This window comes from Kitasatospora sp. NPDC002551 (assembly GCF_040296005.1).
Classification (GTDB): Bacteria; Actinomycetota; Actinomycetes; order Streptomycetales; family Streptomycetaceae; genus Kitasatospora.
In genome coordinates this window covers 66,538-83,476 of the sequence record NZ_JBEOWI010000029.1, presented here as the reverse complement: position 1 = coordinate 83,476, position 16,939 = coordinate 66,538, and the positions used below count along the sequence as shown (strand labels likewise).

Genomic DNA, 16,939 nt, shown 5'->3' with positions numbered 1-16,939 from the left:
GCCAGGACGGGCGCGCCGGCACACCCCGCCGACCCGGGTGGCGCCCGGCCACAGGAGACCCCTGCCATGGCGGACCTCTCCCCCGCCGGCTCCGGCCTGCGCACCGCGCAGCTCGACGGACGCCGACTGTCGGAGGCCCTGCTTCCCCTGGAGCTCGCGCCCCGCGCCCAGCTCCGGCTCGCCGCGATCAGCCGCTGGAACGCGCTGCGCGGAGTACGCGTCGGCCTCGTCGCCGCCGCCCTGCTGCTCATGCTGATCGGCGCCAACCTGGCCACGCCGATCTACTCGCTCCTCCAGCAACAGCTGCACCTCACCGCGCTGGACACCACGATCCTCTTCGCGTTCTACGTGTTCGCGCTGGTCCCGGTGCTGGCCGTGGTCGGCCACTGGTCCGACCACCTCGGCCGACGCGCCCTGATCCTGCCCGCCGTCGCGCTGTCCGCCGTCGGCGACGTCGTGTTCGCGACCTCCGGCAGCTTCTGGCAGCTCGCGGCCGGCCGGGCCGTCCAGGGCATCGCGGTGGGCCTGTCCACCGGCGCCGCCGGGGCCGCCCTGGGCGACCTGATGCCGGACCACCCGACCCGGGCCGCCAAGATCACGCTGGCCTGTTCCGCCGGCGGCGTCGCACTCGGCCCGGTGGTCGGCGCCCTGCTGGCCGGCGGCGCCGACCCGCTGCCGACGCCCTTCCTGCTGCACGCGATCGCCCTGCTCGCCCTCTGCGTGCCACTCGCCCTCGTCCACCCGAGGATGCCCGGCCGCAACCGCCCGCCGGCCGCCCCGCCGCGCATCACCACCCCGGCCCACCTGCGCCCGCAGCGCCTGCGGCTGCCGCGCACCGGCCGCCGGGAGTTCCTGCTCGCCGCCGCGGCCGGGTTCATCTCCTACGCGGTCTTCGGCGTCTACCTCAGCCTGGCCCCGGCCTTCGCCGCCAAGCTGCTGCACACCGACTCCAAGCTGATCGGCGCCGTGGTCGCGGCCCTGCTGCTCGGCTCCTCGGCCGTCGCCCAGCTGCTCGTCCCGCCGACCGCCGACCGCCTGGTGATCGCCCTCGGCATGGCCGGCCTGGCCGCCGGCCTTGCCCTGGTCGTCACCGCCCAGTACACCGGCACCCCGGCCCTGCTGTTCATCGGCAGCGTCCTCGGCGGCGCCTGCCAGGGCATCGCCTTCCGCTCCCTGTTCACCACCGCCGCCGCCGCGATGAACCCCGAACGGAGGGGCTCCGAGCTGAGCTCGCTGTGGATCATCATCTACCTCGGCTCCTCCCTCCCCATCGTCGCCGTCGGCGCCCTCGTCCAGACCTACGGCCTCCTCCCCGCCACCAGCGGCTTCACCCTCCTCGCCGCCCTCCTCTGCACCGCCCTCGCCATCGCCGTAGCCAAGCGCCCCCGCACCACCTGACCTCCTCGCACGGCAAACGCCGCTGCCCGGGACTTCCTCCGAAGTCCCGGGCAGCGGCGCTTCCGCGCCTCGGCATGCCCGCCCCCGGGTGCCCACCCGAGGCCTGGCCGCGTGCCGCCCGGAGAGGACCTCCACCTCTCGGTGCCGATCTCGAAATCAAACGGCCACGGCGGCGACGCCGATGGGTGGCCGCCCGTAGCGCAGCGCCTCTGCCTGCGTTTCGGGTCGGCCGCGTGCACCGGCACGCGGCCGACACCCAGTACCCCAAATCCTCTGGTTCGATGAGCAGAAGGAACCCGCCCCGCTAAGGAAGAAGGCACCATGCAACACCGAGTCCGGGCCGTCCTCCTCACTCCACATGGCACCATGCTGCTGATCAAGCGCATCCGCCCCGGCGTCGACCCGTACTGGGTGATCGTCGGGGGGAAGGTCGAGGCGACCGATCCGGGGCCCGAGGAGGCGCTGTTGCGGGAGGTGCGGGAGGAGGTCGGGGGCGAGGCACGGATCGTCGGCCTGCTCCACACCATGGAGGGCGAGGGCGAGCGCCAGGACTTCTACCTCGCCACCATCGAGGAGTGGAGCTTCGAGGACCGCAGCGGTCCCGAGTTCAGCCAGGAAGGGCGGGGCGAGTACCTCCTGGAGGAGATCCCGCTGACCACCGGGGCCCTCGACGCGGTCCACCTCCTGCCGCAGGAGATCGCCTTGGTCCTCCGCTCGGCCGTCGCCCGCGGGGACCTCACCGCCGTCAGGTAGTCACAAGCACGGCCGCCCCGAAGCATCCGTTTCGGGGCGGCCAGGCTCGCGGCCAGCTGACGGCTCCGTCAGCTTGTACGGGTGGCACCCTCGGGCCACACGATCGTCACAGGTAGCTGGGCTGCACGGGCTGCACGGGCTGCACCGGCAGTGTCAGCGGTCCCCCCGCGCCCGTTGCCGGGCCTGCCGTCCCACACGGCGAACAAGTGGTCAGCACGGCGCAGCAGCTCGTTGTTGGCGGCTTCGTAAGCCTCGCGGTCGGCCTCGGCGAACGGCATGACGACAACCTGGGCGGCGGCCTGGTGAGGACGGTCGAACTCGGCTGCGTGTGCCGGCTTGACCTTGGTCCGGCGGTAGTCGGCCGACGGGACCACGGCGACCAGTCGACCGCCCAGCGAGAGCACCGCGTCGGCGAAGATCGAGTCCGCACCCTTGGCGATGCACGAGACACCGGTGAGGCCGTGCTCGGCATGGTCAGCGAGTAGCTTCTCCAGCGCACGATCACGCCGTCCCCTTAAGGGCAGTCATGGGGCAGCGGTGGCGGGAGTCGCCGAGCCGGGGAGCCTTGGACCCTATCAGATAGTCACGAATACCTCACGCTGCGTCAAATAGCGTAATACGTTCCGTATACAAAGAGAAAAATGCGACCCCGGCGGTGCTGGAACACCCCGGGGTCCGGCAAAAGGAGCTGACACTCCCATGCGTTCCATCGTAGCGCCCACGCGCGCAACTTCTCCGTGTTGCCCAACTCCGTGTTGCAATACCGGAAGTTGAGCTACACCGCCCGCGGTCTGCTCGCGGATCTGCTCTCCCGGCCCGATGGGTGGCGGGAGGACGGGCGGCACATGGCCGACACCAGTCCGCAGGGGCGTGGGGCCGTGCGCAAGGCCTTGAAGGAGCTCACCGACGCCGGGTACTACCGGGTCGAGAAGGTCCGGCTGCCCGACGGGACGCTCCGCAGTGAGGCGCACGTTGTGCGGCAGGTGCCACGATCCGGTGCCCGCACCGGGGATCTGCCGGGCCTGCGCGGGCCTCGGTGGACGGCCCGAGGCGGTCGGGGGCGGCGCTTGCGTGACGGCCAGGGGTGTCGCACGCGCACGTGCCGCCCTGCTGGGGGCGAGAACGCCGCTGCCGCGCGGCCCCTTCCCCGGAGGGAGGAACCGCGCGGCAGCGGGGTGACGATCGGCGGCGGCCTCAGACGTTGAAGCCGAGGGCGCGCAGCTGCTCGCGGCCGTCATCGGTGATCTTGTCGGGGCCCCACGGCGGCATCCAGACCCAGTTGATGCGCAGGTCCTGGACCAGGCCGTCGGTGGCGGTCTTGGCCTGGTCCTCGATCACGTCGGTCAGCGGGCAGGCCGCCGAGGTGAGGGTCATGTCGATGGTGGCCACGTCGGACTCGTCGATGTGGACGCCGTAGATCAGGCCGAGGTTGACGACGTCGATGCCCAGTTCGGGGTCGACGACGTCCATCAGGGCCTCGGTCAGGTCCTCGACGGAGACGGTTCCGGCGCTGGTGCCGACCGGGCCGGAGGGCGTCTCCTCCGCGGGGGAGGTGGTTTCGTCGCTCATGTGGTGTCCTCAGTCGGTGACGGCGGGGTGCTCGGCGAGGGCCTTGGCGGTGGCGTCCTTCCAGGCCATCCAGCTGAGCAGGGCGCACTTGACCCGGGCCGGGTACTTGGAGACGCCGGCGAACGCGACGGCGTCCTCCAGCACCTCCTCGTCGCCCTCGGCCTGGCCCTTGCTCTGCATCAGCTCCAGGAAGGCCTCCTGGACCGCCTGCGCCTCGCCCACGGTCTTGCCGACCACCAGGTCGTTCAGCACCGAGGCGCTGGCCTGGCTGATCGAACAGCCCTGGGACTCGTAGGAGACGTCCGCGACGGTGGCGCCGTCGAGCTTCACCCGCAGGGTGATCTCGTCGCCGCAGGTCGGGTTGACGTGGTGCACCTCGGCGTCACCGTCGCGCAGACCCTTGCCGTGCGGGTTGCGGTAGTGGTCCAGGATGATGTCCTGGTACATCGAGTCGAGCTTCATGGTCGCGTGCCCAGTCCCCTCAGCCGAAGAAGTTCCGGACGTGGTGCAGGCCGTCGATCAGCGCGTCGACCTCGCCCGGCGTCGAGTACAGGTAGAACGACGCCCGCGTGGTCGCCGGAATTCCGTACCGCAGGCAGACCGGCCGCGCGCAGTGGTGACCGACGCGCACCGCGATGCCCTGCTCGTCGAGCACCTGGCCCACGTCGTGCGGGTGGATGTCCCCCAGCGTGAACGAGATCGCCGCGCCGCGGTCGACGGCCGTGCGCGGGCCGATGATCCGCAGGTCCGGGACCTCCAGCAGCCGCTCGACCGCGTACGCGGTGATGGCGTGCTCGTGGGCGGCGATCCGCTCCATGCCGATGCCGGACAGGTAGTCGATGGCCGCGCCGAGCCCGACCGCCTGGGCGATCGGCGGGGTGCCGGCCTCGAACTTGTGCGGCGCCGGGGCGTAGGTGGACGAGCCCATGGTGACGGTCTCGATCATCTCGCCGCCGCCGAGGAACGGCGGGAGGTCCTCCAGCAGCTCCTGGCGGCCCCAGAGCACGCCGATGCCGGTCGGGGCCAGCATCTTGTGGCCGGTGAAGGCGACGAAGTCGGCCTCCAGCGCCTGGACGTCCAGCACCATGTGCGGCGCGGCCTGCGAGGCGTCGATCACGACCAGCGCGCCGACGTCCTGCGCCTTGCGCACGATGGCCTCGACCGGGTTGACCGTGCCGAGCAGGTTGGAGACCAGGGTGAAGGAGACCACCTTGGTCTTCTCGGTGATCAGCTCGTCGATGTTGGAGAGGTCGAGCCGGCCCTCGTCGGTCAGCCCGAACCACTTCAGCTTCGCGCCGGTGCGCTGCGAGAGCAGCTGCCACGGAACGATGTTGGAGTGGTGCTCCATCTCCGTGATGACGATCTCGGACTCGGCGTCCACCCGGTACGGCTCGTCCGCCCAGGTCAGCATGTTGGCGACCAGGTTGAGCGACTCGGAGGCGTTCTTGGTGAAGACCACCTCGTCGCGGCTCGGCGCGTTGATGAACGCCGCGACCTTGTCACGGGCGCCCTCGTAGAGCGCCGTGGCCTCCTCGGCGAGCACGTGCACGCCGCGGTGGACGTTGGCGTTGTGCCGCTCGTAGTACGCGTTCAGCGCGTCGAGCACCTGGCGGGGCTTCTGCGAGGTGGCCGCGTTGTCCAGGTAGACGAGCGGCTTGCCGTCGTGCAGCAGGCGCTGCAGGACCGGGAAGTCCTTGCGGATCGCGTCGGTGTCGAGCAGGCCCGGCAGGATCGCCGGCCCGTGCGACTCGTGCGTCTGGGTCACTCGGACGCGCCACCCTTCACGTAGGCCTCGTAGCCCTCCTCCTCCAGCTTGTCGGCCAGCTCGGCACCGCCGGACTCGACGATGCGGCCGCCCGCGAAGACGTGGACCTGGTCGGGCTTGATGTACCGCAGGATGCGGGTGTAGTGGGTGACCAGCAGGGTGCCCACCTCGCCGGTCGAGCGCACGCGGTTGATGCCCTCGGAGACGACCCGCAGCGCGTCGACGTCCAGGCCGGAGTCGGTCTCGTCGAGGATCGCGATCCTCGGCTTGAGCAGCTCCAGCTGGAGGATCTCGTGGCGCTTCTTCTCACCGCCGGAGAAGCCCTCGTTGACGTTGCGCTCGGCGAAGGCCGGGTCCATCTGGAGGGCGGCCATCGCCTCCTTGACCTCCTTCACCCAGGTGCGCAGCTTGGGGGCCTCGCCGCGGACGGCGGTGGCGGCGGTGCGCAGGAAGTTGGAGACCGAGACGCCGGGGACCTCGACCGGGTACTGCATGGCCAGGAAGACGCCGGCCCGGGCGCGCTCGTCGACGGACATCTCCAGCACGTCCTCGCCGTCCAGCAGGACGGAGCCGCCGGTGACGGTGTACTTGGGGTGGCCGGCCAGCGAGTAGGCGAGGGTGGACTTGCCGGAGCCGTTCGGACCCATGATGGCGTGGGTCTCGCCCTGCTTCACGGTCAGGTCGACGCCCTTCAGGATCTCCCGGGGGCCGTTCTCGGCTTCGACGGAGACGTGCAGGTCGCGGATTTCAAGGGTAGCCATGTGTACTCAGGACTCCTGGTTGACGGAGACGAGCACATCGTCCCCTTCGATCTTTACGGGGTAGACAGCGACCGGCTTGGTGGCGGGCAGGCCGGAGGGCTTGCCGGTGCGCAGGTCGAAGCTGGAGCCGTGCAGCCAGCACTCGATCATGCAGTCCTCGACCTCGCCCTCGGAGAGCGAGACGTTCGCGTGCGAGCAGATGTCGTTGATCGCGAACACCCCCTCGTCGGTGCGGACGACGGCGACCGGGACACCGTTGAGGTCGACGCGCTTGGGCACGTCCTCAGCCAGTTCGCTCAGCGCGCAGGCGCGAAGGAAGCTCATGGGTGTCAGACCGCCGATTCCAGCTCGGCCTCGATCTTCTCCATGAGCTGGTCCTGGATCTCGGCGACGCCGATCTGCTGGACCAGCTCGGCGAAGAAGCCGCGCACCACCAGGCGGCGGGCCTCGTCGGCCGGGATGCCGCGGGCCTGCAGGTAGAAGAGCTGCTCGTCGTCGAAGCGGCCGGTCGCGGAGGCGTGGCCGGCGCCGACGATCTCGCCGGTCTCGATCTCCAGGTTCGGCACGGAGTCGACCCGGGCGCCGTCGGTGAGCACCAGGTTGCGGTTGTGCTCGTAGGTGTCGGTGCCCTCGGCCGCGGCGCGGATCAGCACGTCGCCGATCCACACGGCGTGCGCGTCCTGGCCCTGCAGCGCGCCCTTGTAGACGACGTTGGAGCGGCAGTGCGGCGTGTCGTGGTCGATGACCAGCCGGTGCTCCAGGTGCTGGCCGGCGTCGGCGAAGTAGAGGCCGAACAGCTCGGCCTCGCCGCCGGGCGCGGCGTAGTTCACGCGCGGGTGCAGGCGGACGACGTCACCGCCGAAGGTGACGACGACGGACTTCAGCGAGGCGTCGCGGCCGATCAGCGCGGTCTGCTGGGCGGCGTGCACCGCGTCGCGGTCCCAGTCCTGGACGGAGACGAAGGTGAGCTTGGCGCCGTCGCCGAGCAGCAGCTCGACGTTGGCGGCCCGGGCGCCGGTGCCGGTGTGGCCCAGCACCACGACGGCCTCGGCGAACGGCTTGACGTCGATGACCACGTGGGCGAAGCGGACGCCGCCCTCGCCGTGCACGTCGATCCGCACCGGCTCGGTGAGCACCGTCTCCTTGGGAACGGTGACCACGAGCGCCTGCTCGAAGGCGCTGAACGCCTGCGCGGCGACCCGGTCGACCGGCTTGCCGGCCTTGCCGAGGCGGGCGTCGTCACGGCCGACGGTCTCGGCGGTGACGCCCTCGGGCAGGCTCAGCTCGACCTTGTCGACGCCCGCGGCGATCTTCTCGGCGTCCGCGGCGGCCGTGCCGTCGTGCAGGCCGGCCAGGCGGTGCAGCGGGGTGAACCGCCAGTCCTCCTCGCGGCCGGTGGGCACCGGGAAGTCCGCGACGTCGAAGGAGGGCTCGACCGCGACGCGGGCGTCGATCGGCTGCCGGACGCTGTCCCGGCCGGTGCCGGGGCCGGCCAGCTGGGCGCCGGCGCCGGCGGTGCCGACCTCGATCGAACCGGCGGTGGTGGAGCCGGTGTTGTTCGCAGCGGCATTCAAAGGCGTGTCAGCCATGGCTGTTCGTTGTGCTCTCTTCCTCAAAAAAATGTCGATGGACGGCGGGGCGGCCGGGGGTCAGCCGACGGAGCCCTCCATCTGCAGCTCGATCAGCCGGTTCAGCTCCAGCGCGTACTCCATCGGCAGCTCGCGCGCGATGGGCTCGACGAAGCCGCGGACGATCATCGCCATGGCCTCGAACTCGGTCATGCCGCGGCTCATCAGGTAGAAGAGCTGGTCCTCGCTGACCTTGGAGACGGTCGCCTCGTGGCCCATGGACACGTCGTCCTCGCGGACGTCCACGTAGGGGTAGGTGTCCGAGCGCGAGATCGTGTCGACCAGCAGCGCGTCGCAGAGCACGTTGGACTTGGCGCCCTTGGAGCCCTCGCCGATCTCGATCAGACCGCGGTAGGAGGTGCGGCCGCCGCCCCGGGCCACCGACTTGGAGACGATGTTGGAGGAGGTGTTCGGCGCCATGTGGACCATCTTGGCGCCGGCGTCCTGGTGCTGGCCCTCGCCGGCGAAGGCGATGGACAGGGTCTCGCCCTTGGCGTGCTCGCCCATCAGGTAGACGGCCGGGTACTTCATGGTGACCTTGGAGCCGATGTTGCCGTCGATCCACTCCATGGTCGCGCCCTCGTACGCCACGGCGCGCTTGGTGACCAGGTTGTAGACGTTGTTCGACCAGTTCTGGATGGTCGTGTAGCGGCAGCGGCCGCCCTTCTTGACGATGATCTCCACGACCGCCGAGTGCAGCGAGTCGGAGGAGTAGATCGGCGCGGTGCAGCCCTCGACGTAGTGGACGTAGGCGTCCTCGTCGACGATGATCAGCGTCCGCTCGAACTGGCCCATGTTCTCGGTGTTGATCCGGAAGTAGGCCTGCAGCGGGATGTCGACGTGCACGCCCTTCGGCACGTAGATGAAGGAGCCGCCGGACCAGACGGCCGTGTTCAGCGCGGCGAACTTGTTGTCGCCGGCCGGGATGACGGTGCCGAAGTACTCCTTGAACAGCTCCGGGTGCTCGCGCAGCGCGGTGTCGGTGTCCAGGAAGATGACGCCCTGCTCCTCCAGGTCCTCGCGGATCTGGTGGTAGACGACCTCGGACTCGTACTGGGCGGCGACACCGGCGACCAGGCGCTGCTTCTCCGCCTCCGGGATGCCGAGCTTGTCGTACGTCGCCTTGATGTCCGCCGGCAGGTCCTCCCAGGACTCGGCCTGCTTCTCGGTGGAGCGGACGAAGTACTTGATGTTGTCGAAGTCGATGCCGGACAGGTCGGAGCCCCAGGTCGGCATGGGCTTCTTCCCGAACAGCTTGAGGCCCTTGAGACGCAGGTTCAGCATCCACTCGGACTCGTTCTTCTTGGCCGAGATGTCGCGGACGACGTCCTCGTTCAGTCCGCGCTTGGCGGCGGCGCCGGCCACGTCCGGGTCGGCCCAGCCGTACTCGTAAGTGCCGAGGCCTTCGAGCTCGGGGTGCGAAACGGTGTCAGTCATGCGGGCTTCCTAACGCGCGGACGCTGAATCTTCGGTGGACGTACCGGCAGTCGGCGCTGCACCGGTGTCCCGGCCCGCGGCGGAGCGCAGGGCGGGCGACGATGCGGCACCGGGTGCCGGCACATAGGTGGTGCAGACCCCGTCGCCGTGGGCGATGGTGGCCAGCCGTTGCACATGGGTGCCCAGCAGCTGGGAGAAGACCTCGGTCTCCGCCTCGCAGAGCTGCGGGAACTGCTCGGCGATGTGCGCGACCGGGCAGTGGTGCTGGCAGAGCTGGGCGCCCGCCGGGGCCTTCGCCGCGGCCGACGGGACCCGCCGCACCGTGGCAGCGTACCCGTCGGCGCTCAGGGCCTGGGCGAGGGCCTCGGTGCGCTCCGCCGCCCCGGTGGTGCGCAGGGCCTCCAGGTACTTCTCGGCCTGCCGGCCGAACCGGGCCCGGGCGAAGGCGGCGACCGCCTCCTCGCCGGCCTTGCCGCCGCCCACCGAGTCCGAGATCCAGCGCAGGGCGTCGGCGGCGAGCTGGTCGTACTCCTGGTAGAAGGCGTCACGACCGGCGTCGGTGAGGGCGAAGACCTTGGCCGGGCGGCCCCGGCCGCGGCTGCCGTAGACCCGCTGCTCGCGGGACTCGACCAGCCCGGCGGCGGCCAGTCCGTCCAGGTGACGGCGGACGGCCGCGGCGGTGAGGCCGAGCCGGCTCGCCAGGTCGGCGGCGGAGGAGGGGCCGTGGTCCAGGATCGAGCGGGCAACCCGGTCGCGGGTGGCGCGGTGGCCGTCCAGCAGCACCTCGGCCGCCGTCGCGGGCACGGCGCAGCCGGGGGCCGACTCGGCCTCCTGCTGCGTGGCGTGCTCGCGCATGTTTTTCACAACACCAGTGTTGCGTAATTACTTCCGACAGGACAAGCCGTGATCCAGGCCTCACCCGTGGCATCTGTCACGCAGGTAAGCCTTACCTGACCTGCGGATGAAATGATCAAGCCCAGTGACCGAACGGCCTGTTGGGGCCTCTTAGACTCACCCGTATGCAATCCGAACCCGCGGTCCAGATCACCGGACTGGTCAAGCGCTACGGGGACAAGCCCGCGGTGGACGGTCTCGACCTCAGCATCGCGCGCGGCGCCGTGACCGCCGTCCTCGGCCCCAACGGCGCCGGCAAGACCACCACCATCGAGACCTGCGAGGGCTACCGCCGTCCGGACGCCGGCACCGTGCGCGTCCTCGGTCTCGACCCGGTCACCCGGGGCGCCGAGCTGCGCCCCCGGATCGGCGTGATGCTGCAGGCCGGCGGTGTCTACGCGGGCGCCCGCGCCGTCGAGATGCTCCGGCACACCGCGAAGCTGCACGCCCACCCGCTGGACGTCGACGCGCTGGTCGAGCGGCTCGGCCTCGGCTCCTGCGGCCGCACCACCTACCGCCGGCTCTCCGGCGGCCAGCAGCAGCGGCTCGCGCTGGCGATGGCCGTGGTCGGCCGCCCCGAACTGGTCTTCCTGGACGAGCCCACCGCGGGCCTCGACCCGCAGGCCCGCCGCGCCACCTGGGAGCTGGTCCGCGACCTGCGCCGGGACGGCGTCACCGTGGTGGTCACCACCCACCACATGGAGGAGGCCGAGCAGCTCGCCGACCGGGTCGCGATCGTCGACCGCGGCAAGGTGATCGCCGAGGGCAGCCCGGACGAGCTCTGCCGCGGCGGCGCCGAGTCCACCGTGCGCTTCGACGCCCCGCCCGGGCTCGACCTCACCGTCCTGCTCAAGGAACTCCCCGAGGGCGCCACCGCCGCCGAGACCTCCCCCGGCAGCTACCGCGTCGAGGCGCCGGTCGACCCGCAGCTGCTGGCCACCGTCACCGCCTGGTGCGCGGCCGGCGGGATCCTGCCCGAACGGCTCGCGGTGCAGCGCCGCGGCCTCGAAGACGTCTTCCTCGACCTGACCGGACGGGACCTGCGTTCATGACGACCACCGACTACGCCCCGAAGCCCGGTGCCGCGCCGGTCGGCCGGATGCTGCTCGCGCAGACCGCGTTCGAGACCCGGATGCTGCTGCGCAACGGTGAGCAGCTGCTGCTCACCGTGGTCATCCCGACGGTGCTGCTGGTGCTCTTCTCCGCGGTGGACGTCGTCGCCGTCGAGGGGCCCGGCAAGCGGGTCGACTTCCTCGCCCCGGGGCTGCTCGCGCTCGCGGTGATGTCCACCGCCTTCACCGGCCAGGCCATCGCCACCGGCTTCGAGCGCCGCTACGGCGTGCTGAAGCGCCTGGGCGCCAGCCCGCTCCCCCGCTGGGCGCTGCTCACCGCGAAGACCGGCTGCGTGCTGGTCACCGAGGCGCTCCAGGTGGCGCTGCTGTCGGTGATCGCGCTGGCCCTCGGCTGGTCCCCGCAGGGCAACGTGCTCGCCGTCGCCGCGCTGCTGGTGCTCGGCACGGCGGCGTTCTCCGGGCTCGGACTGCTGATGGCCGGCACGCTGCGCGCGGAGGCGACGCTGGCCGCCGCCAACCTGGTGTTCGTCCTGCTGCTGCTGGCCGGCGGGGTGGTCGTCCCGCTCTCGAAGTTCCCCGCCGCCGTCCAGTCCGCCCTGGAGCTGCTGCCGATCGCCGCCCTCTCGGACGGCCTCCGCTCGGTCCTGCAGACCGGCGCCGGCACGCCCTGGGCCGACCTCGGCATCCTCGCGGCCTGGGCGGTGGCCGCTCTCGCGGCCGCCGCGCGCTTCTTCCGCTGGGAGTAGCGGCCGCGCCGCACCCCCGGTACGACGACGGCCCCCGGCTCATCCAGTGAGCCGGGGGCCGTCGTCGCTGTCCGGTGCTCCGGCTCAGCCCTCGCTGTTGCCGCGACGGCGGCGGGTGAGCAGCAGGAGCGCGCCGCCGAGCACCACGACACCGCCGCCGACGGCCGCGATGACCGGGGTGGCGTCGCTGCTACCGGTCTGCGCGAGCGCCGGCGCGACCGGGGTGTGCGTGGCGGTCGGGGTCGGCGTCGCGGTACGGCTGGGGGTGGGCGTCGCCGTCCGGGTCGGCGTGGGCGTCGGGGTCGGCGTCGCCGTACGGCTGGGCGTCGGCGTCGGGGTCGGGGTGAGCGTCGGCGTCGGGGTCGGCGTGGGAGTCGGCGTCGGCGTCGGCGTGGGAGTCGGCGTCGGCGTCGGGGTGGGCGTGGGAGTCGGCGTCGGGGTGGGCGTCGGGGTCGCGCAGACCGGGATCGTCTTGGTCTCGGTCTTGTTCCAGTCCGTGTTCTTCGGGTCCTCGGTGGTGGTCACCACGAGGACGGCGTCGACCGGCGCGCTGTGCGCGGCCACCGGGAAGGTCTGGTGGAACTCCTTGCCGAACTCCTTCTGGTCGAGCACCTTCACGCCGTCGATGCTCAGGCTGACGGCGTTCTTGATGCCCGCTTCGGTGCTGTAGTTGGTCAGGTCGACCACGATCGTGTCGCAGGTGACCTTCCAGGTCGGCACGTGCGCCGAGGCACTGCCCGCCAGCACCACCGGCAGCAGGACGGCGGCGGCCGCCGTCCCCGCGATCGCCGCGCCGCTCCTGGCCACTGTCTGCCGCCGCTGTCGCGCCATCTCGTTGTCCCCTCCGAAACGTCTTGTGCAGCAGGCGCGTTGAGTGGAACAGCGGTGGCCCGCTACGACCGTCCGGGGGACTCTACCGGCAGTCCCGCACCCCTCCACACCCCGCTGCGCGGCCGGATTTCCTCTGTCCGTCCGCCCACTCGTGTGCTTCGGCAGCCCATCACACCCACTGCCTCGGAAGACACCGCTTCGGCCAACATGGAATGAACTCTGTCACAGTGGCCGAAAAGAGCGACCCCCGATGATCGTTCTCGATCATCGGGGGTGCCTGTTCGGGCAATTCAGGTCAGCCCGGAGCCACCGCGCGGCGGGGCTCAGGCCTGGCCGGCCGCCTTGCGCCGACGCGCGACCACCACCAGCGCACCACCGGCGGCGATCACCACCGCGCCGCCGATCGCCAGCGGCACGACCGGACCGGAGCCGGTGTGGGCGAGACCGCCCCCGGCGCTGGCCTCGGCCGACGGGCTCGCGGAGGCGCCCGGCACCGCCGCGGAGCCGGAGGCGGAGGCCGACGGGCTCGCCGGGGCGCTCGCGCTCGTACTCGCGCTCGGCTTCGCCGAACCGGACGCGGACGGGCTGCCCGAGCCGCCCGGCGTCACGGAGGGACCGGGGGTGCCCGGGGTGCTCGGCGTCCCGGTGCTGCCCGGCGTGGTCGGCGTGGTGGTGGCGGACGGCGTACCGGTCGGCACCACCACCGGCGGCGTGGTGGCCGGGGTGGTCGGCGGCATGGTGGGCGGCACGACGGTCGGCAGGCAGCCGGTGAACGGGTAGTGGTGCGTCTCCGCACCGCCCTTGCCGGTCAGCGACTTGACGATGACCGAGCCGTTCACCGGGGCCGCGGAGCCGAGGTCGAACGCGGCGTTCGGCGCCAGCACGGTGCCGGACCAGGCGGCCTGGCTGCTCTTGACCACCTTGGTGGCGGTCGGGAAGTTCCAGAGCAGCTTGGAGCGGATGGCGCCGCCGTGCGCGCTCTGCAGCTTGTCGTCCAGGACGTAGGCCTTCTTGCCCTCGTCCCACAGGTGGAAGCCGGTGGTCTTCGCGGCGGCCTGGTCGTACGACGAGCCGGTCACGGTGACCACGGTGACCGCGCCGGCCGGCACCTTCACGAAGATGTCGGTCGCGCCCTGGAGGGTGGCGGCGGGGACCGTGAAGCTGTTGAACTTCGCGTCGCCGCTGGTGAGGTGGAGCTCCTTGCCCTTGGCCTCGACCGTGGCGCCGGCGGTCTGCGGCAGCCCCGCCAGCGTGGTGGCGACGGCGCGCGCCCGGGCGAACTCGGCGGCGAAGTCGATCGGCGAGCCGCCCTGGGCGGTGGTGCCCTGGTGGGCCTGGATGACCGCGCCGGCGGCGGCCGAGCCGTAGACGCCGTTCCCCTTCATCACCTGGGTGTTGCCACCGGTCAGCTTGCCGGCGACGACCAGGGCGTTGCCGCCGGGCAGCGCCTTGACCTGGTCCGCGGTCAGTTCCTGGCCGACCGAGAAGCCACCGGTGAAGTCGGCGTTGCCGCCGACCGCCACCGCACCCTCGGCGTCCGGCGTATGGGTGTCGTCACCCTCGACGAACTCACCGTAGAGGTTGGCGACCCCGAGGCTCAGGCACTGGTTCGGGTCGGCTGCGTGGGCGGCGGCCGGGGCGATGAGACCGGCCAGTACGAGTGAACCGCCGAGCGCGAGCGCTGCGGCGGGAACGGATATGCGCATGTGCAGGTTCTCCGCTTACGTGCGGGGGGTGGGAGGGGTCCACCTGAAAAAGGTATGGACCAACCCGCACTCTTTCGGCCAAATGGGTGATTGGTCAAGACCAATGCCCGCGTTGCCCGAACAGTCCTTTTTGCTCCGTCTTTACGGTCAACGGGTTTAGCGCTATGTCGACTCGGGAAAGCTCCGCCGTCAGGTCGGAACGACGGCGTCCGCCCCGCTCCAAGATCGGCCGTAAGGCCGCATACCATGGACGCCGTGCCTAACACCACCCCCTTCTCCCTGCTCGCCGAGCGCTGGCAGCCCTCCGCCGCCGTGGTCAAGCGCGCCGCGTTCGCCGCGCTGGTGATGAGCGTGGTGATCGTCGTCACCGGCGGTGCCGTCCGGCTCACCGCCTCCGGCCTCGGCTGCACCACCTGGCCGCGCTGCACCGACGAGAGCCTCACCCCGACCGCCGAGATGGGCTTCCACGGCGTCGTCGAGTTCGCCAACCGGATGCTCACCTATGTGCTGAGCGCCGCCGTCGGCTGGGCGATCCTCGCCGCCCGCTGCCACCGGCCCTGGCGGCGCGGCCTGACCAAGCTCGGCTGGGCGCAGTTCTGGCTGGTGATGAGCAACGCCGTGCTCGGCGGCATCACCGTGCTGACCGGCCTCAACCCCTACACCGTGGCGCTGCACCTGATCGCCGCGATGGGGCTGGTCTGGGTCGCCACGCTGATGTGGGAGCGCAGCAAGGAGGGCGACGGCCCGGCCCGCCCGCTGGTGGCCGAGCCGATCAAGCGGCTCGGCTACGTCCTGGTCGGCGCGATCGGCCTGCTGGTCGCCGCCGGCACCCTGGTCACCGGCGCCGGCCACCACCCCGGGACGCCCAAGGACAACAAGATGGTCCCGCGCATCCCGATCGACTACGACCGCCTCGCCCAGGCCCACGCCGACCTGGCCTTCGTCTCGATCGGCCTCTCCATCGCGGTGATCTTCGTCTTCGCCGCCGTCAAGGCCCCGCCGGCCGCCAAGGCCCGGGCCCGCGAGCTGCTGATCGGCCTGCTGCTCCAGGGCGTCATCGGCTTCGTCCAGTACTTCACCGACGTCCCGGAGCTGCTGGTCGGCCTGCACATGCTGGGCGCCACCCTGATCTGGATCGCCGCCCTGCGCATCCCCCTCGCCCTGCGCACCCGCGAGGACGCCCCCGCCGACACCCCCGCACCCCGCGCCCCCGAGCCCGCCACCGCCTGACGCCCGCGACACCACGAGGGGCCCCGGTCTTCCCGACCGGGGCCCCTCGGCACGCGTGCGGCGTACGGAGCGCGGGCGTCAGCCGCCGAGCTGGATGCCGGCCATCCGCTTCCACTCGTAGGCGCCGGTCCTCACCTTCAGGGCCAGCTCGCCCTCGAAGTCGTCGTGCAGGGTGAGCCCGGCCAGCTCGGCGGCCCGGCGGCCCACCGCGTAGCTGGGCGCGACCTGGTCGCCCCAGGTGCCGTCGGCGCCGACCACGACGATCCGGGTGGCGACCGCGCCGACGTACTCGACGACGCCGTCGGCGCTGCCGCCGTGCTGCTCGGCGAAGGCGGTCAGGTTCCTGGCGATGCGCTTGGCGCGGCGCTCGGCGCGGGCGTCCGGCGCGGCGGGGGTGGCGGTCTCTGCGCTGCTCATGCCCGCATGCTACCCAGCGGTAGGGAAGCTGGCGACGGGAGCGCGGTGTGCACCGGGCCACATACTGGTGGGGTGACCTTCGACGGCTGGCCGGCCGAGGCCCTCGACTTCTACGAGCACCTCGAGGCCGACAACTCCAAGACCTTCTGGCAGTCCCACCTGGACCGGTACGAGCACGCCGTGCGGGAGCCCATGGAGGACCTGCTGGCCGAGCTGGAACCCGAGTTCGGGCCCGGCAGGATCTTCCGCCCCAACCGCGACGTGCGGTTCAGCGCCGACAAGTCCCCGTACAAGACCCACATCGGCGCCCACCTGCGGGCCGGCGGCTACGTCCAGCTCTCCGCCGACGGGCTGGCCTGCGGCAACGGGCTGTACCGGCTCGCCCCCGACCAGCTGGACCGCTACCGCGCCGCGGTCGCCGAGGACGTCTCCGGCGCGGAGCTGGAGCGCGTGGTCGCCCGGGTCCGCGCGGAGGGCCCCGAGGTCGTCGGCCGGGACTCCCTGAAGTCCGCCCCGCGCGGCTACCCCAAGGACCACCCGCGGATCGCGCTGCTGCGCCACAAGGGGCTGATCGCCTGGCAGGAGTGGGCCCCGGAACCCTGGCTGGGCACCCGGGCGGCGTACGAGCGGATCACCGGCTTCCTGCGCGCCTCGCAGCCGCTCAAGGACTGGCTGGACGGCCACGTCGGCCCCTCCGAGCTCCCCGACCGCTGAGCGGCGACGAAAGAAAA

18 protein-coding genes are annotated in these 16,939 nt (G+C 71.7%); 6 read left to right on the top strand and 12 right to left on the bottom strand.

Annotated features, from left to right (window positions below; translation table 11 throughout):
• Window positions 1-66: 66 nt before the first annotated feature.
• A complete protein-coding gene (locus ABT093_RS23755; protein WP_350567570.1) occupies window positions 67-1,398 on the top strand; it encodes an MFS transporter in 1,332 nt (443 codons plus the stop codon).
• 321 nt (window positions 1,399-1,719) lie between these two features.
• Complete coding sequence (locus ABT093_RS23750) at window positions 1,720-2,151, top strand: NUDIX domain-containing protein (protein WP_350567569.1); 432 nt, start codon at window positions 1,720-1,722, stop codon at window positions 2,149-2,151.
• Window positions 2,152-2,219: 68 nt separating this feature from the next.
• On the opposite strand, the gene ABT093_RS23745 is transcribed toward ABT093_RS23750, so the two are convergent.
• From ABT093_RS23745 to ABT093_RS23705, 9 genes are all read right to left on the bottom strand, one after another.
• Complete coding sequence (locus ABT093_RS23745; protein ID WP_350567646.1) at window positions 2,220-2,675, bottom strand: LOG family protein; 456 nt, start codon at window positions 2,673-2,675, stop codon at window positions 2,220-2,222.
• 670 nt (window positions 2,676-3,345) lie between these two features.
• Entirely contained in the window at window positions 3,346-3,720 is a 375-nt protein-coding gene (locus ABT093_RS23740; protein ID WP_350567567.1) for a metal-sulfur cluster assembly factor, read from the bottom strand.
• 9 nt (window positions 3,721-3,729) lie between these two features.
• Window positions 3,730-4,182 (bottom strand): Fe-S cluster assembly sulfur transfer protein SufU, encoded by a 453-nt coding sequence (gene sufU / locus ABT093_RS23735; RefSeq protein ID WP_344324910.1) that lies wholly within the window; start codon window positions 4,180-4,182, stop codon window positions 3,730-3,732.
• A 19-nt stretch (window positions 4,183-4,201) separates the two neighbouring features.
• The gene (locus ABT093_RS23730) at window positions 4,202-5,449 is read right to left on the bottom strand and encodes a cysteine desulfurase (RefSeq protein WP_502884300.1); all 1,248 of its coding nucleotides are present in this window, start codon (window positions 5,447-5,449) and stop codon (window positions 4,202-4,204) included.
• Window positions 5,450-5,481: 32 nt separating this feature from the next.
• Window positions 5,482-6,246 carry a Fe-S cluster assembly ATPase SufC gene (sufC, locus tag ABT093_RS23725; RefSeq protein WP_350567565.1) on the bottom strand — a complete coding sequence of 255 codons (765 nt, stop codon included), beginning with the start codon at window positions 6,244-6,246 and terminating at the stop codon, window positions 5,482-5,484.
• Window positions 6,247-6,252: 6 nt separating this feature from the next.
• Window positions 6,253-6,570 carry a bifunctional 3-phenylpropionate/cinnamic acid dioxygenase ferredoxin subunit gene (locus ABT093_RS23720; protein WP_344324904.1) on the bottom strand — a complete coding sequence of 106 codons (318 nt, stop codon included), beginning with the start codon at window positions 6,568-6,570 and terminating at the stop codon, window positions 6,253-6,255.
• 5 nt (window positions 6,571-6,575) lie between these two features.
• A complete protein-coding gene (sufD, locus tag ABT093_RS23715; RefSeq protein ID WP_350567563.1) occupies window positions 6,576-7,835 on the bottom strand; it encodes a Fe-S cluster assembly protein SufD in 1,260 nt (419 codons plus the stop codon).
• A 60-nt stretch (window positions 7,836-7,895) separates the two neighbouring features.
• Window positions 7,896-9,311 carry a Fe-S cluster assembly protein SufB gene (gene sufB, locus ABT093_RS23710; protein WP_350567561.1) on the bottom strand — a complete coding sequence of 472 codons (1,416 nt, stop codon included), beginning with the start codon at window positions 9,309-9,311 and terminating at the stop codon, window positions 7,896-7,898.
• 9 nt (window positions 9,312-9,320) lie between these two features.
• Window positions 9,321-10,166 (bottom strand): helix-turn-helix transcriptional regulator, encoded by an 846-nt coding sequence (locus ABT093_RS23705; protein WP_350567559.1) that lies wholly within the window; start codon window positions 10,164-10,166, stop codon window positions 9,321-9,323.
• Window positions 10,167-10,330: 164 nt separating this feature from the next.
• On the opposite strand from ABT093_RS23705, the gene ABT093_RS23700 reads away from it, so the two are divergent.
• Entirely contained in the window at window positions 10,331-11,257 is a 927-nt protein-coding gene (locus ABT093_RS23700; RefSeq protein ID WP_350567557.1) for an ABC transporter ATP-binding protein, read from the top strand.
• Window positions 11,254-12,024, top strand: coding sequence for an ABC transporter permease (locus tag ABT093_RS23695; RefSeq protein WP_350567555.1), 771 nt, complete (start codon window positions 11,254-11,256; stop codon window positions 12,022-12,024). The genes ABT093_RS23700 and ABT093_RS23695 overlap by 4 nt, the downstream gene beginning before the upstream one ends.
• Window positions 12,025-12,108: 84 nt before the next feature.
• Here the strand turns inward: ABT093_RS23695 and ABT093_RS23690 are convergent, their stop codons facing one another.
• Both ABT093_RS23690 and ABT093_RS23685 read right to left on the bottom strand, forming a co-directional pair.
• Complete coding sequence (locus ABT093_RS23690; RefSeq protein WP_350567553.1) at window positions 12,109-12,855, bottom strand: LAETG motif-containing sortase-dependent surface protein; 747 nt, start codon at window positions 12,853-12,855, stop codon at window positions 12,109-12,111.
• A 323-nt stretch (window positions 12,856-13,178) separates the two neighbouring features.
• Window positions 13,179-14,561 (bottom strand): choice-of-anchor A family protein, encoded by a 1,383-nt coding sequence (locus tag ABT093_RS23685; RefSeq protein WP_350567550.1) that lies wholly within the window; start codon window positions 14,559-14,561, stop codon window positions 13,179-13,181.
• 246 nt (window positions 14,562-14,807) lie between these two features.
• Between ABT093_RS23685 and ABT093_RS23680 the strand changes: the two genes are divergently transcribed.
• On the top strand, window positions 14,808-15,791 hold the full coding sequence (locus ABT093_RS23680; protein WP_350567548.1) for a COX15/CtaA family protein: 984 nt from the start codon (window positions 14,808-14,810) through the stop codon (window positions 15,789-15,791).
• A gap of 78 nt (window positions 15,792-15,869) precedes the next feature.
• On the opposite strand, the gene ABT093_RS23675 is transcribed toward ABT093_RS23680, so the two are convergent.
• Complete coding sequence (locus ABT093_RS23675) at window positions 15,870-16,208, bottom strand: hypothetical protein (RefSeq protein ID WP_350567545.1); 339 nt, start codon at window positions 16,206-16,208, stop codon at window positions 15,870-15,872.
• A gap of 72 nt (window positions 16,209-16,280) precedes the next feature.
• Between ABT093_RS23675 and ABT093_RS23670 the strand changes: the two genes are divergently transcribed.
• The gene (locus tag ABT093_RS23670) at window positions 16,281-16,922 is read left to right on the top strand and encodes a DUF2461 domain-containing protein (RefSeq protein WP_350567543.1); all 642 of its coding nucleotides are present in this window, start codon (window positions 16,281-16,283) and stop codon (window positions 16,920-16,922) included.
• Window positions 16,923-16,939: the final 17 nt, after the last annotated feature.

Coding starts and splice junctions, on each gene's coding strand:
- ABT093_RS23680 (WP_350567548.1), top strand. CDS start 14,808: ATGGACGCCGTGCCTAACACCACCCCCTTCTCCCTGCTCGCCGAGCGC.
- ABT093_RS23755 (WP_350567570.1), top strand. CDS start 67: ATGGCGGACCTCTCCCCCGCCGGCTCCGGCCTGCGCACCGCGCAGCTC.
- ABT093_RS23740 (WP_350567567.1), bottom strand. CDS start 3,720: ATGAGCGACGAAACCACCTCCCCCGCGGAGGAGACGCCCTCCGGCCCG.
- sufB (WP_350567561.1), bottom strand. CDS start 9,311: ATGACTGACACCGTTTCGCACCCCGAGCTCGAAGGCCTCGGCACTTAC.
- ABT093_RS23690 (WP_350567553.1), bottom strand. CDS start 12,855: ATGGCGCGACAGCGGCGGCAGACAGTGGCCAGGAGCGGCGCGGCGATC.
- ABT093_RS23695 (WP_350567555.1), top strand. CDS start 11,254: ATGACGACCACCGACTACGCCCCGAAGCCCGGTGCCGCGCCGGTCGGC.
- ABT093_RS23675 (WP_350567545.1), bottom strand. CDS start 16,208: ATGAGCAGCGCAGAGACCGCCACCCCCGCCGCGCCGGACGCCCGCGCC.
- ABT093_RS23685 (WP_350567550.1), bottom strand. CDS start 14,561: ATGCGCATATCCGTTCCCGCCGCAGCGCTCGCGCTCGGCGGTTCACTC.
- sufD (WP_350567563.1), bottom strand. CDS start 7,835: ATGGCTGACACGCCTTTGAATGCCGCTGCGAACAACACCGGCTCCACC.
- ABT093_RS23720 (WP_344324904.1), bottom strand. CDS start 6,570: ATGAGCTTCCTTCGCGCCTGCGCGCTGAGCGAACTGGCTGAGGACGTG.
- ABT093_RS23750 (WP_350567569.1), top strand. CDS start 1,720: ATGCAACACCGAGTCCGGGCCGTCCTCCTCACTCCACATGGCACCATG.
- sufU (WP_344324910.1), bottom strand. CDS start 4,182: ATGAAGCTCGACTCGATGTACCAGGACATCATCCTGGACCACTACCGC.
- ABT093_RS23705 (WP_350567559.1), bottom strand. CDS start 10,166: ATGCGCGAGCACGCCACGCAGCAGGAGGCCGAGTCGGCCCCCGGCTGC.
- ABT093_RS23700 (WP_350567557.1), top strand. CDS start 10,331: ATGCAATCCGAACCCGCGGTCCAGATCACCGGACTGGTCAAGCGCTAC.
- sufC (WP_350567565.1), bottom strand. CDS start 6,246: ATGGCTACCCTTGAAATCCGCGACCTGCACGTCTCCGTCGAAGCCGAG.